Origin of the sequence: Bradyrhizobium sp., from assembly GCF_049581145.1 — a bacterium.
GTDB lineage: Bacteria > Pseudomonadota > Alphaproteobacteria > Rhizobiales > Xanthobacteraceae > Bradyrhizobium.
The window spans coordinates 1-12900 of the sequence record NZ_JBAURI010001294.1; the positions used below are offsets into that span (position 1 = coordinate 1).

A 12900-nucleotide genomic window follows, 5' to 3' on the forward strand; every position below is an offset into this window, starting at 1 on the left:
ACCCAGGCCAGCCGGTCGCGCCAGACCACGCGTCCGCGATCCTCTCCCGGACGACGCTTGCCGCAGACGAGGTCGAGCTCGCCGCGCTCGAGCCTCTGGTTGAGTTCGCCGCTCATGCCGACCGTGAGCTCGAATTCGACCAGCGGATGGGTGCGAACGAACTCCCGCAACAGTTCGGGCAACAGCGAGGTCACGAAATCCTCCGACGCGCCGAACCGCAGCCGGCCGCGCAACTTCGAGCCTGCGAAATAGCGCTCCGCCCGCTCATTCGCCGCCACGATGCCTCGCGCGAACTCGATCATGGCCTCGCCATCGGCCGTCATCGTCACCGAATGCGTATCGCGGACGAACAGCCGGCGTCCAGCCTCGTCCTCGAGCTTCCGGATGTGCTGGCTGACCGTCGACTGGCGCAGGCCGAGCCGCTCGGCGGCCCGAGTGAAACTCCGGGTCTGGGCAATCGCCAGGAAGGTCTGCAGCAGAACGGGATCCAGCATGGGCGCATCATCACAATATGCGATTACAATAATCGCTGTATTCGGTATTCACAATGGCCAGTGCGAAGCGATATCAAGCGGGCAGATCATCCCGAAAGTGAAGGAGCTGGAAATGACCGCGGTCCGCTCGATCTGGTCCCGCATCGATGGCTTCCTGGCGGCCATCCTGCTGACTGTGGCTTTCGCCGCCGCCATGCCGGCTCGCGGAGAAGCGGCCGTCGCGGTCGGCTGGCTCACGGATGCCGCCATCGCGCTATTGTTTTTCATGCACGGAGCGAAGCTGTCGCCCGAAACGGCGCTGCTTGGCGCGCGGCACTGGCGACTGCACACGACGGTGTTCCTGAGCACATTCGTGCTGTTTCCGTTGCTCGGACTTTTCGCCCGCCTGATGGCGCCAAATCTGCTCCCCGAGCCGCTCTGGGCCGGCGTGATCCTGCTCACCGCGCTGCCCTCGACCGTGCAGGCCTCGATCGCCTTCACGTCGGTGGCAGGCGGCAACGTGCCGGCGGCCTTGTGCAGCGCGTCCGCCTCGAACCTGCTCGGCGTTTTTCTCGCTCCGCTGATCGCCGGTGTCCTGCTCACGCGCCATGGCCTCGACATCTCCGCGCGCTCGGTACTGGCCATCGTGGTGCAGCTGCTGCTGCCCTTCGTCGCCGGTCAGCTGCTGCGGCCGTGGCTCGGCGCTTTCGTCACGCGCCATGCGCGCGCGCTGAAGGGCGTGGATTATGGCTCGATCCTGCTCATCGTCTATTCGGCGTTCAGCCACGGCGTCGTGAATGGCATCTGGCACCAGGTCGATGCGGCGGATCTGTTCAAGGTCGTGCTGGTCGATGTCGCGCTGCTTGCGGCGGTGATGAGCATCCTGACCTTTGCCAGCAGGCAGCTCGGCTTTTCGCGTGCCGATCAGATCACCATCGTGTTCTGCGGATCGAAGAAAAGCCTTGCCAGCGGCCTGCCGATCGCGACCCTGCTGTTCGCCGGGCATATCGGGCTCGTGATCATTCCCTTGATGCTGTTCCATCAGATCCAACTGATGGTCTGCGCCTCGCTGGCACGGCACTACGCCGCACGCCGGGTCCCGGCGACCGAAGGGCATGCAGTGAGTGCAGCCGGGATGGGTGCGTAGCTCTATCAAGCCGCGAGCTCACACGGGCGAAATCGATGCCCCACGTTTAAGCCCGCGAACGAACACGTGCGATGCCTGCCATTGCGAAATCATCACCGCTCAAAGCCTGAACAGGCTCTCCGCGTTGCCATGTGCGATCCGCGCACGGTCCGCGGCCGAAACCGGAATCTGGTCCAGAAACGCGCGGGCCTTGGCCATCGAGCCGTAGGGATAGTCGGCCGAGAACATGATGCGGCCGACCCCGATCTCGAGCAGCAGATCGAGAAAGGTCGGCGGAAAATTGAAGCCGGCGAAGGTGTAATGCAGATTGTCGCGCAAATAGGCGCTGACCGGGCGTTTCAGCTTTGTCAGCTCGAGTGGCATCACGTCGACCCGCTGCATGAAGAACGGCAGGCCCTCGCCCATATGGCCGATCACGATCTGCAGCTTCGGGAAGCGGTCGAAGACGCCGCCCAGCACCATGCGCAGCACATGCACCGCGGTCTCGATGTGCCAGCCGAAACCCGGGCCCGCCAGCATCTCGGTGACGAGCGTTGCAAACCCGCCAAACGAGGTGTCCAGCACCGGCTTGGGCGGCTTGGTCGGATGCAGGTAGATCGGCGCGCCCATCGCTTCCGCGGCCTCCAGCACCGGCCAGAAGAATTTGTCGTCGAGATAGCGACCGCGCTGATGGCCGTTGATCACGGCTCCGGCGAAGCCCTGAGTGCTGAAGCGGTGTTGGAGCTCCTTGGCCGCCCGATCCGGCGCCGCCATCGGCAGCGCGGCGAAACCGGATAATCTTTTCGGCTGCCTGGCGATCGCGCCGGCCAGCGCGTCATTGGTGTCGCGCGCCAGCGCCACCGCCTCGGCGGCGTCCAGCTGCTCGACCCCGGGAGAGGTCAGCGAGACGACCTGCATGTCGATGCCGGCTTCGTCCATCTGAGCGATCCGCCCCTCGCCGAGGTCGCACAGGTCGCGCATCAGCCGCTCGGCGCGACTGCCGACCTGGCGCGCCTGTTCCTTGAGATCGCGGCCCGGGCCATCTAGAAAGCCCGGCGTGGCGAAATGCTCTTCGAGCGTGATGGTGCGCATGGCCGTTGCTCCGCTGGCGTAGGATCCCCGCAAGCCGCGAGTTCCCGACAAAACTCCGACGCTTGGGGCCAATGGTGGCGATTTTCCGGGCGACGCGGAAGCTCTGCCCAACGATCGGCTCGGCGCAGAACGCCAACCATAGCCGGACGCGATGACACGCGGAAAAAGCCTCGAGCGTCAACGATCACGATGGCGCGAGATCATGCCTGGTCCGATCCCGCATGTCGTCATGCTCGCCACTCATACATTGATATGAGCCGCCTCTTCCGAAGGTGGAATGGGAAGCTGCATGTGACATCAGCAATCTCACGATACTTGTTGGAATCGCTCGAGGTGGCAGGTAGCAAGGAGAGGCCACCGAGGACGAGGTCATGAGTTTTGCGCCGGCGGCCGGCGCAGGGTTCCGGCTCAGTTCGAAATCGCGGCGATGATCGTTAGGAACGTTGATGGCACGTCTGCTTGCAGTCAATGTCGGCCTGCCGCGCGATGTGAACTGGCAAGGCAGGACGGTCCATACCGGCATCTGGAAGGCGCCGGTCGAGGGGCCGCGCATGGTGCGCCGCCTCAACATCGACGGCGACGGACAGGGCGACTTGGCCGGTCACGGGGGCGAACGCCGGGCGGTGCTGGTGTATCAGATGGAGTCCTATCGCTATTGGCAGGACCAGCTCGGACGAAACGACTTCGTCTTTGGGCAGTTCGGCGAGAATCTCACCGTCGATGGGCTGCCCGATGCAGAGGTGTGCATCGGAGACCGCTACCGGATCGGCGGCGCATTGTTCGAGGTGACGCAGCCGCGTGTCACCTGCTACCGGCTGGGCATCCGCATGAACGAGCCGCAAATGGCGGCGCTGCTGGTCAAGCACGGCAGGCCCGGCTTCTATTGCCGCGTGCTGGAGGAAGGAAACGTCGAGGCCGGCTGCGATATCACGCAGGTTGCCTCCGGGCCTGAGCGCATGAGCGTGTCCGAGATCAGCGCGCTGCTCTATCGGCCCGGTCATCCCCGCGATCAGCTGGAGCGTGCGCTGCGCATTCCGATGCTGAGCGTCGGCTGGCGCCGTTCCTTCGAGGCGCTGCTCGCACAGGACCACGACGGCGGCGTCACGACGGGAAATGCCGGCCTCAACAAGGCGCCGAGCCCGCCTCCGGCATGGTCAGGATTCCGCCCGTTTCGGGTCTCGCGCAAGCTGCGCGAGAGCGGCAACGTGGTCTCGCTGCTGCTCGAACCTAGCGACGGACGGCCCGTCGCAACCGCGCTCCCCGGGCAGTTCGTCGTGCTGCGGCTGGGGCCGGCATCAGCGCCTGCCTTGATGCGCAGCTATTCGCTGTCGGGGGAGCCCGGCGCCACGTTCTATCGCGTGAGCGTCAAGCGGGAGGTCCATGGCGCGGCCAGCGGCTATATCGACGATAAGCTTGCGGTTGGCGACGTCGTGCAGACCAGCGCGGCACGCGGCAGTTTCACGCTGCAGCCCGGCGACACGCCTGTCGTGCTGTTGAGCGCCGGAATCGGAGTGACGCCGGTGCTGGCGATGCTGCATGCGCTGGCGGCGAAAGCGTCGACGAGGGACATCTGGTGGCTCTACGGAACCCGCAGCGGCCGCGACCATCCGTTTGCCGCGGAGGTGCGTGGACTACTCGAAGCCTTGGTCCACTGCCATAGCCACATCTGCTACAGCTCGCCCGGTCCGCAGGATCGGCCCAATGTCGATTTCGACGCTGCCGGGCGCCTGAACGCGCGCGTGCTGCGGGAGCTCGACGTACCACGCAACGGTGATTTCTATATTTGCGGACCGCCGGGCTTCATGGGCGATCTGAGTGCCGGCCTCGCCGAATTGGGCGTCGCGCCGGATCGCATCCATACCGAGATGTTCGGCGCCGGACCATCCAGAACGCCAGGCATTGCGGCTTCGCCGCGCCCGCCGCCGCATCTGCCGGCAGGTGCGGCCGGCTTGGGACCAACGGTGTCGTTTGCCCGCAGCGGTCTCAATGTCCGCTGGGGCTCATCGTTCCAGAGCCTGCTCGAGCTGGCCGAGGCGTGCGACGTGCCGGTGCGGTGGGCGTGCCGGACCGGGGTCTGCCACACCTGCGAGAGCGGCCTCGTGGCGGGCAGGATCGGCTACCGCCCCGACCCGGTCGACGCCCCGGCGGACGGCAATCTGCTGATCTGCTGCGCGCGACCCGAGGGCGACGTCGTTATTGATTTGTGACCGCATGAGTCCTGATGACTTGCTACCAGGCAGACCTGGGTTCAGAGTTCATGGCCAGGCTTTCCTGTCAAAAGAGCCATCAACTCGGGGGTAGCGATGATTCCGGCGCCTGCAATTCCGCGTCGCGTGCTTGGCCGGACCGGGCTCGACGTCTCGGTTCTCGGATTCGGAACCGCGCCGCTCGGCGATCTCTACGCCCGGTTGGACGACGGTCTGGCGATCGCCGCGGTGCAGCGGGCCTTCGATCTCGGCGTCAATCTGCTCGACACCTCACCGCTCTATGGGCGCGGACTGGCGGAACATCGCTGCGGGACGGCGATCAGGCGCGTGCCGCGGCGGGACATCGTGCTCTGTACCAAGGTCGGGCGCTGGATGGATCCGTTTCAAAGGCCGGACGACGGTTCAGGCTTTGTCGGCGGCCAGCCGCACCGCGCGGTGGTCGACTATTCCTATGATGGCACCATGCGCTCGGTGGAGCAGTCGCTGCTGCGGCTCGGGACCGACCGGCTCGACCTGCTGCTGATCCATGACGTCGATGTCTGGACCCACGGCGCCGAAGGGATCGAGGAGCGGTTTCGCGAGGCGATGGCTGGCGCCTATGTGGCGCTCGACCGGCTTCGCGGCGAGGGCGTGGTTGCCGGCATCGGGATCGGCGTGAACGAGGCCGAGATGTGCGTGCGTTTCGCGCAGGCCGGATCGTTCGACACCATGCTGCTCGCCGGGCGCTATTCGCTGCTGGAGCAGCCGGCGCTGGCGCAATTCCTGCCGCTGGCCGAGCGACAGGGCATCGGCGTCCTGCTCGGCGGCGTCTTCAATTCGGGCATTCTGGCCACCGGCGCCGTTGCCGGCGCCAAATACAACTATCAGGACGCGCCGTCTGCCATCCTGGCAAGGGTGGCGGATATCGAACGCGTCTGTCGCGCCCATGGCGTTGCCTTGCCGACCGCGGCGCTGCATTTCGCGCTGGGCCATCCGGCCGTCGTCAGCCTCGTGCTGGGGGCGCAAACCCCGGTCGAGGTCGAACGCAACGTCGCTGCACTCGCCACCAAGGTGCCGGCCGCACTCTGGAGCGATCTGAAGGCCGAGCATCTGCTTGATGCCGATGCGCCTGTCCCGAATTAGCTGCGCCGATGCGGATCGATGCGCATCATCATCTCTGGACTCTGGCGCGAGGCGACTATGGCTGGCTGACGCGCGCTCTGGCGCCGATCTATCGCGACTTCCAGCTGCAGGATCTGGCGCCACATCTCGCTGCCGCCAGCATCGATGGCACCATTCTGGTGCAGGCCGCGCCGACCGAGGCCGAGACGATGTTTCTGCTCGATATCGCCGACAGCACGGAGGTCGTGCGCGGCGTGGTCGGCTGGACCGATTTCGACGCGGCGGACGCTGTCGCGCGCATCGACGCGCTGGCGGCGCGGAACCTGCTGGTCGGGCTGCGGCCCATGGTGCAGGACATTGCCGATGACGATTGGCTGCTCAATCCGGCATTGGTGCGGCCGCTGACGGCGATGGCACGACACGGCCTGGTGTTCGACGCGCTGCTGCTGCCGCGCCATTTGCCGCGGCTTTTGCACGTGATCGGCCGCCATCCCGATCTCACATTCGTGCTCGATCATTGCGCCAAGCCGCGGCTTGCGACCGGCGAGATCGCTGCGTGTGAGATCAGGACTTGGCGCCGCGATATCGCGCTGCTTGCGCAACACCCCAACATCGTTTGCAAGCTATCCGGACTGGTGACGGAGGCCGCGCCGGATTGGCAGATCGCCGATCTGCGCCAGGCTGTGGATCATGTCGTGACCTGCTTCGGGCCACAGCGCCTGCTGTGGGGCAGCGATTGGCCCGTCGTCGATCTGGCGGGCGGCTATGCCGCATGGTTCGCTGCCGCCGAGACCTTGCTGGCTGATCTCTCGCCGTTCGACAGGGCCGCTGTCTTTGGCGGCAGCGCCGCCCGCGTCTATCTCAGGGATCGAGGACGGAGGCCAGGTTGAAGAGGACAGATGTCTTGGTCCTTCCGCCGGACATCGCCGACCGCCATCTGCATCCGACAGCCGCGCACGCAGAGAGACGGAATGCCGTGCTGGATGACGACTTTTACGGAATCTGTCGGCTAGCCATGGTTCAACGGGCTCGCGGAATAAATCCGGGCACGCCGGTCTCGACCACCGCGTTGAACCGGACATTCGTGGTGATGCGCTGGCGAATCTCCCGCATCGCGTCTTCCGGCAGAGTCGAAATGTCAAAGTTCTCCTGGATCCGCTGAGGCTTGGTCGAGGTGGTCAGGAACGCGGTGCCGCGCTGGACCGCCCAGGCTAAGGCCACTTGCGCCGGCGTCTTGTGCACACGCTGTGCGATGGCTGAGATTATGGGATCGTTGACGACACTTGGCTCCATCGCATGTCCTAGCGCCGCAAACGCCAGCAGGACGATCCCTTGCTCCTGACAGAACTCGAGCAGGTCCCATTCCGGCAGATACGGATGCGATTCGACCTGCACCACCGCGGGCTTGATCCGCGCTGCCGCAACGATCTCGCGCAGCTTCTCCAAGGTAATGTCCGATACGCCGATCGACCTGCAATGACCGTCGTCCACCAGGTGCTCCAGCGCGCGCCATGTGTCTAGGAGCGTGACGCCCTCGTCGTAGATCACCCGGCCGTGCGCGTCCCTCGGGTCCTGCTCGTCGCCGGGTCGAAAGGCGAAGGGCGTATGGATCAGATAGCAATCGACATAATCGAGCTGAAGTCGCCGGCGGCTTGCGTCGAAGGCGGCCTTGACCCGCTCCGGACGATGATTGCTGTTCCAGAGCTTGGTGGTCACGAACAGATCTTCCCGCTGCAGCGTCCCCGCCTTGAACCCGTCCTGGATCGCTTCGCCAACCGCCGCTTCATTGCGGTAGCGCTCCGCACAATCGAGATGCCGGAATCCCACGTCCAAGGCGGTCGTGGTCGCCAGCCTGGCTGCGACAGGATCCGGAATCAGCGTGCCAAAGCCGACAGCAGGGAGCCGACCTGATCCGTGGGCAAGATCAATCCTCGTATAGCGAAGTGTATCGGCCGTCGCCATGTCATACTCCCTTGTTCAACTTCTCCAACTGCCGAAATGGCACACGGCTTCGACGGACGCGCCTCGCGTGGTGGTCCATGGGCATCAACTGGCCAGCTGCGGCTTGCGGAGAAAAAGCACCAGCGGGCTCACGATCAGCATGGCGAACATCAGGATCTTGAACTGGTCGATGATGGCAACGACCGCGGCTTGCTGGGTGACCATGTCGTTGAGCATGGCAAGGCTTGGCTTGCCGATCGATCCCCCGACATGCGCGGCGGCGCGGTACGGCGCGAGGTCCTTTGCCAGCGCAAGATGCATGGCCTGGGTGTTGTTGTAGAAGAAGATCTGGACGACCGCGATGCCGATCGTGCTTCCATAGACGCGCGACAGGTTGAAGAGGGCGGTGCCTTCGGGGCGGAATTTCGGATCGAGCGTGCCGAACGCCGCCTTGGCGAGTGCGGGAAGCAATGCGCCGAGACCGGCGCCCTGCAACAGGATCGCGGCGACCACTGGCCACCCATCCATCGCGGGGGAATAGCCGAGCATGCGCCAATGGGCATAGACCACGAGCCCCATCCCACCGATCACGAACAGCCGGTTGTCGATGCGTTCCGGAACCAAGCTCATCAGCACCAGCACCCCCACCAGGGTGACGCCGCGCGGCATGGTCATGTAGCCGGCGGTGTCGACGGGATAATTGAGCAGTTCCTCCAGCATCGGCGCGGTCAACGCCAAGGTCGGCAGCAGGACGAAGCCAGCGGCGAAGACCATGATCGTCGAAAGCACGAAATTGCGATCCCTGAACAGCGCCTTGTCGAGATAATGCAGGTCGGTCGTCAGGACGTGCACGATAAAGAGATAGAATCCCAGGACCGAGCCGGCCGCTTCGGCCCAGATTTCCGGCGAGGCGAACCATTCCAGGCGCTCGCCGCGGTCGAGCAGCATCTGCAGGCCGGTCAAGCCGAGCGCGAAGGTCGCAAGGCCGAAGAAGTCGAAGGGTGGGTTCTGTTTGGCGCTCTTCTCGGGCAGCGAGAGCGCCATCGCCAGGAAGATGAAGCCCGTCATCGGCAGGCTGAAATAGAAGATCGAGGGCCAACCGTGATATTCGCTGAGCCAGCCGCCGATGCTCGGGCCGGTGCTGATGCCGAGCAGGAGGCACGCCGACCACGCCAAGCTGATCCGCGCATGGCGCGCCGGCGGCAGCACATCAAGCAGGATCGCCAGCGACAGAACAGCGAGCGGTCCGCTCGCGGCCCCCTGGACGATCCGGGCGAGCACGAACTGGATCGGACTGGTCGCGAGCGTGTCGAGGATGAGGGCGAGCGCGAAGACGGCAAGGGACAGCTGATAGATCGTCTTCCGGCCATAGCGTCCCGCGAGCCAGCGCGCCATCGGCATCACGACGGCGTTGGCCGCGATATAGGAGGTAAACGCCCAGCCCACCTCGTCGTCGGCCATCGATAGCGTGCCCTGGATATGTGGCAGGGCCGCATTCGGGATCGAGATGTTCAGCGCCTCCATATAGGTCGCCATCAGCGCTGCCACGATGATGGCGCGATGGCCGCAGGCCGCACGGCTCGATGCGACGGCGGCGCTCACTTGACCTCCATCGCGCGTGCGTGATGGAGATGAAACAGATCGCGCCAGCTGAGGCGATGGCCGGTGTCGACTCGCGCGGTGACGCTCATGCCCGAGAACAACGGCCGGTTCGGGTCGATCTCGTCGAGCTCGAGGCGTACCGGCAGACGCTGGACAACCTTGACCCAATTGCCGGTCGCGTTTTCGGGCGGCAGCACCGCGAAATCCGATCCGGTGCCCGGGCTCATGCTGACGACGTGCGCCTTGAATGTGTGATCGGGATAGGCGTCCACGTCGATCGTCGCCGGTTGACCTGGACGCATGTAAGTCAGGCCGGTTTCGCGGAAATTCGCCTCGATCCAGATGCGTCGGCTCGACAGCAGCGAGAACACGGCGGTGCCCGGATTGACGAAGTTGCCGACCTGGAGGTCGTCGACCCTGGCCACGATACCGTCATCGGGCGCGGTTACAGTCGCGTAAGAGAGGTCGAGCCGGGCGCGGTCGAGCTGAGCCTTGGCCGCACGGACCGTCGGGTGGCGATCGACCTCGATATTTGGATCCCCGTTCAGCGCAACGACGGTGTTGGCGATCTGCTGTTCGATCGATGCGACATTCTGGCGGGCCACCTTCAGAGCCGTCTCGGTCTGGTCATAGACCTCACGCGGGGTGAAATCGTCGGCAACCAGCGCTTTCTTGCGGTAATACTCGCGCTCGTCATAAGCGGCCGAATCCTTGGCCGATTCGAGTTCGGCCTGTTGCTGGCGGTAGGTCGTCTTGAGCCCGCCGATCTGGAGGCGCGCGCTGGCGAGCCGCGCCTCGGCCATATCCACCGCAATCTGGTAGGGCTCCGGATCAATTCGAAACAGGACTTGTCCCTGCAGGACGTGCTGATTGTCGCGAACGGCGATTTCGACCGCCTGGCCGGCCACCCGGGCGTTGAGAGTTATTTTCGCCGCGCGAATGAACGCATCATTGGTCGAGACGTAAGGCTCCTCGACGAGGTAATAGACCGCGCCGAACGCAGCCAGCACGATCGGCAGTGCAAGCATCAGAGGCCGGCGCAGCCGCTCCCTGACGCTGCTTCGGGGCATCACGGCCACGCGGGCGGGTGCCGGGCCATCGACGACGCGATCGAATTGCCTCTCCACCGCTGGGTCTGCCAATCCCGTCGAAATCCTGGCGCTGCCTGCAAATTGTGATTCCTGCCCGGGCGATTGCTCTCGACGGGGAGAGCCGGTTTCAGCGATTCCAATGAAATCGTCACGTTCGGAGCCGTCATGCTCAGAACCGTCGCCCTCGACCGTTCGCGTCGCATCGGCGCTCACCAATTGCCTCGCCGACTCGCTCTTGCGGGACTTCCTGCAGTCGCCAGCCAAGCCGGCGAGTTGCGAAAAATTGAGCGACATCGCAAGCCCTCAGCTCAATCGTATGTTGTACGCTTTCCGGCGCCTCGAGCGCGGCAGCGGAGCCATGAAGCACGGGCGCCGGTCACGCGGGCAGCAGAGGCCTCCCGCAATCCCGCCGACTGCGGTCCTTCCGTGGACAGGAGTTCTGCCGCGACCGGCATCAATCCGCCGGGCCTCTATGCGGTGTTCCGCAACATGCGCGCGCGCCATGTCGAGACGCTCGCGCGTTATTGGCGGATCAGCCTGGCGGCGACACCCGGCGCTCTCGCGGAGGTTCGCCCTGTGGGCGCGGCCGGTTTGCGATCGGGACAGCGGCAACCGTAGCCGATGAAGATCCTGCGATCCTGAAGGACGTCGCGGCGGCCCTCCGTCTGGTTGTAGGCGATTTCGAGGCGCCGGGCGCCGAACTGAGGGAGGTGCCCCGGAACACGACAAGGCTAATCCGTCGATGCCAGGTCGAGGTGCGCGTCGGTCTGCGCCGAGGCAAGTACCAGCGGGTAGCGAACGCGAACATTCGCACGCTGGCGCGGGACCCGCTGTTGCGAGCAACCGCCGGCTCCGCGATGAGGATAGCTCACACATTTTCTCATTCCTCCTCCAACGAATCCCAACGCTATCCTGCAAGCCACCAGCGTGCCGAGCCATACAACCCTTAGGGGAAGCCAATAATATCAAGGTATAAGCGGGCAATACCAGGCGACGACTGGCACGATCGTCGAGAGCGCTCTAGCTCAAAGGGAAAATCAAAAATAGCTGCGCGGAGTGACAAAGATGGGTTTGGATCCGGTTTTGCTCTCGCGATTGCAGTTCGCCTGGGTGATTGGCTGGCATATTCTGCTGCCGGCATTCACCGTCGGCGCTGCGGCTTTCATCGCCGTCCTCGAAGGGTTCCATCTCGCGACCGGGCGCGGCGTTTATCTTCGGGTCTCCATGTTCTGGATCAGGATCTTCTCGATCGCCTTCGGCATGGGGGTGGTCACCGGCGTTGTGATGCCGTTCCAGTTCGGCACCAATTGGAGCCGCTACGCGGATGCGGTCTCGAACGTTCTGTCGCCGCTGTTTGCCTATGAAGGCCTGATGGCGTTTTTTCTCGAGGCGGCGTTTCTCGGCGTCCTGTTGTTCGGACGAAAGCTGGTACCGCGCTGGGCTCATTTTTTTGCCGCGCTGATGGTGGCGATAGGGACGTTGTTCTCGTCGTTCTGGATTCTATCGGCCAACAGCTGGATGCAGACTCCGGCCGGCTATCAAATCGTCGACGGCCGCTTCATTCCAGTCGACTGGCTGCAGGTCGTCTTCAATCCGTCCTTCCCGTCCCGGCTGGCGCACACCGTGGTCGCATTCTTCATTACCACCGGCTTTGTCGTGCTCGGCGTCGGCTGCTATCTGCTTCGGCGCGGGAAGTCTGCCGAGGAAGGCCGCACCATGATGTCGATGGCGTTGTGGCTGCTGACCGTCCTGGTGCCGCTGCAGTTCTTTCTCGGCGACCATCAGGGTCTCAACACGCTGCAGTACCAGCCCGCAAAGCTCGCCGCGATCGAGGCGCGCTGGGAGACCGGCCGGATTGTGCCCTTGACGCTGTTCGCCATCCCCGACGAAAAGACCGAGAGCAATCGTGCCGCGATCGAGATTCCGGGGCTGGGAAGCCTGATCCTGACCCACGAACTCGATGGCGAAATCAAGGGTCTCAAGGATTTCCCCGCCGATCAGCGACCGCCGGTGGCGATACCGTTCTTTGCCTTCCGCATCATGGTCGGATGCGCCATGCTCATGCTCGCGATCGTGCTGCTCGGCGGCTGGCTGCGCTGGCGCGGCCGGCTCACCGACACGCCGCTGTTTCTGCTGCTGTGCGAGCTCGCCGCTCCGATCGGGTTCATCGCCGTCATCGCCGGCTGGACAGTCACCGAAGTTGGACGCCAACCCTGGACGGTCTATGGCCTGCTGCGTACCGCGGCTTCCGTCTCGCCGTCATTGAC

The 12900-nt window shown here is 64.5% G+C and carries 11 protein-coding genes; 6 read left to right on the plus strand and 5 right to left on the minus strand.

Going from position 1 to position 12900, the window contains the following annotated elements; translation table 11 throughout:
* The coding region (locus tag WCB02_RS41355; protein WP_423968634.1) for a LysR family transcriptional regulator at positions 1–494 on the minus strand (494 nt) is incomplete at its 3' end.
* A gap of 112 nt (positions 495–606) precedes the next feature.
* Between WCB02_RS41355 and WCB02_RS41360 the strand changes: the two genes are divergently transcribed.
* Complete coding sequence (locus tag WCB02_RS41360) at positions 607–1620, plus strand: bile acid:sodium symporter family protein (protein WP_423968636.1); 1014 nt, start codon at positions 607–609, stop codon at positions 1618–1620.
* A 99-nt stretch (positions 1621–1719) separates the two neighbouring features.
* Here the strand turns inward: WCB02_RS41360 and WCB02_RS41365 are convergent, their stop codons facing one another.
* Positions 1720–2691, minus strand: a complete 972-nt coding sequence (locus WCB02_RS41365) for an amidohydrolase family protein (protein ID WP_423968639.1) — start codon at positions 2689–2691, stop codon at positions 1720–1722.
* A gap of 446 nt (positions 2692–3137) precedes the next feature.
* Here WCB02_RS41365 and WCB02_RS41370 point away from each other — a divergent pair, with 446 nt between their 5' ends.
* From WCB02_RS41370 to WCB02_RS41380, 3 genes are all read left to right on the plus strand, one after another.
* A complete protein-coding gene (locus WCB02_RS41370; protein ID WP_423968642.1) occupies positions 3138–4898 on the plus strand; it encodes an MOSC domain-containing protein in 1761 nt (586 codons plus the stop codon).
* Positions 4899–4994: 96 nt separating this feature from the next.
* The gene (locus tag WCB02_RS41375; RefSeq protein ID WP_423968644.1) at positions 4995–6020 is read left to right on the plus strand and encodes an aldo/keto reductase; all 1026 of its coding nucleotides are present in this window, start codon (positions 4995–4997) and stop codon (positions 6018–6020) included.
* A gap of 8 nt (positions 6021–6028) precedes the next feature.
* Positions 6029–6889 (plus strand): amidohydrolase family protein, encoded by an 861-nt coding sequence (locus WCB02_RS41380; protein WP_423968646.1) that lies wholly within the window; start codon positions 6029–6031, stop codon positions 6887–6889.
* Between the two features lie 130 nt (positions 6890–7019).
* On the opposite strand, the gene WCB02_RS41385 is transcribed toward WCB02_RS41380, so the two are convergent.
* The 3 genes from WCB02_RS41385 to WCB02_RS41395 all read right to left on the minus strand — a co-directional run bounded on the left by WCB02_RS41385 (position 7020) and on the right by WCB02_RS41395 (position 10927).
* The gene (locus WCB02_RS41385; protein WP_423968648.1) at positions 7020–7961 is read right to left on the minus strand and encodes an aldo/keto reductase; all 942 of its coding nucleotides are present in this window, start codon (positions 7959–7961) and stop codon (positions 7020–7022) included.
* Positions 7962–8045: 84 nt separating this feature from the next.
* Positions 8046–9542, minus strand: a complete 1497-nt coding sequence (locus WCB02_RS41390; RefSeq protein WP_423968650.1) for a DHA2 family efflux MFS transporter permease subunit — start codon at positions 9540–9542, stop codon at positions 8046–8048.
* Positions 9539–10927, minus strand: a complete 1389-nt coding sequence (locus WCB02_RS41395) for an HlyD family efflux transporter periplasmic adaptor subunit (protein WP_423968653.1) — start codon at positions 10925–10927, stop codon at positions 9539–9541. The genes WCB02_RS41390 and WCB02_RS41395 overlap by 4 nt, the downstream gene beginning before the upstream one ends.
* A gap of 132 nt (positions 10928–11059) precedes the next feature.
* Between WCB02_RS41395 and WCB02_RS41400 the strand changes: the two genes are divergently transcribed.
* Both WCB02_RS41400 and WCB02_RS41405 read left to right on the plus strand, forming a co-directional pair.
* Positions 11060–11251: a hypothetical protein gene (locus WCB02_RS41400; RefSeq protein ID WP_423968656.1), complete on the plus strand. Its 192-nt coding sequence runs from the start codon at positions 11060–11062 to the stop codon at positions 11249–11251.
* Positions 11252–11698: 447 nt separating this feature from the next.
* Positions 11699–12900 (plus strand): cytochrome ubiquinol oxidase subunit I (locus WCB02_RS41405; RefSeq protein ID WP_423968658.1); only part of this gene is annotated, 1202 nt, incomplete at its 3' end.

Bases quoted from the DNA above. Each gene is read 5' to 3' on its own strand.
- WCB02_RS41360 (WP_423968636.1), top strand. From the start codon at position 607: ATGACCGCGGTCCGCTCGATCTGGTCCCGCATCGATGGCTTCCTGGCG.
- WCB02_RS41365 (WP_423968639.1), bottom strand. From the start codon at position 2,691: ATGCGCACCATCACGCTCGAAGAGCATTTCGCCACGCCGGGCTTTCTA.
- WCB02_RS41370 (WP_423968642.1), top strand. From the start codon at position 3,138: ATGGCACGTCTGCTTGCAGTCAATGTCGGCCTGCCGCGCGATGTGAAC.
- WCB02_RS41375 (WP_423968644.1), top strand. From the start codon at position 4,995: ATGATTCCGGCGCCTGCAATTCCGCGTCGCGTGCTTGGCCGGACCGGG.
- WCB02_RS41380 (WP_423968646.1), top strand. From the start codon at position 6,029: ATGCGGATCGATGCGCATCATCATCTCTGGACTCTGGCGCGAGGCGAC.
- WCB02_RS41385 (WP_423968648.1), bottom strand. From the start codon at position 7,961: ATGGCGACGGCCGATACACTTCGCTATACGAGGATTGATCTTGCCCAC.
- WCB02_RS41395 (WP_423968653.1), bottom strand. From the start codon at position 10,927: ATGTCGCTCAATTTTTCGCAACTCGCCGGCTTGGCTGGCGACTGCAGG.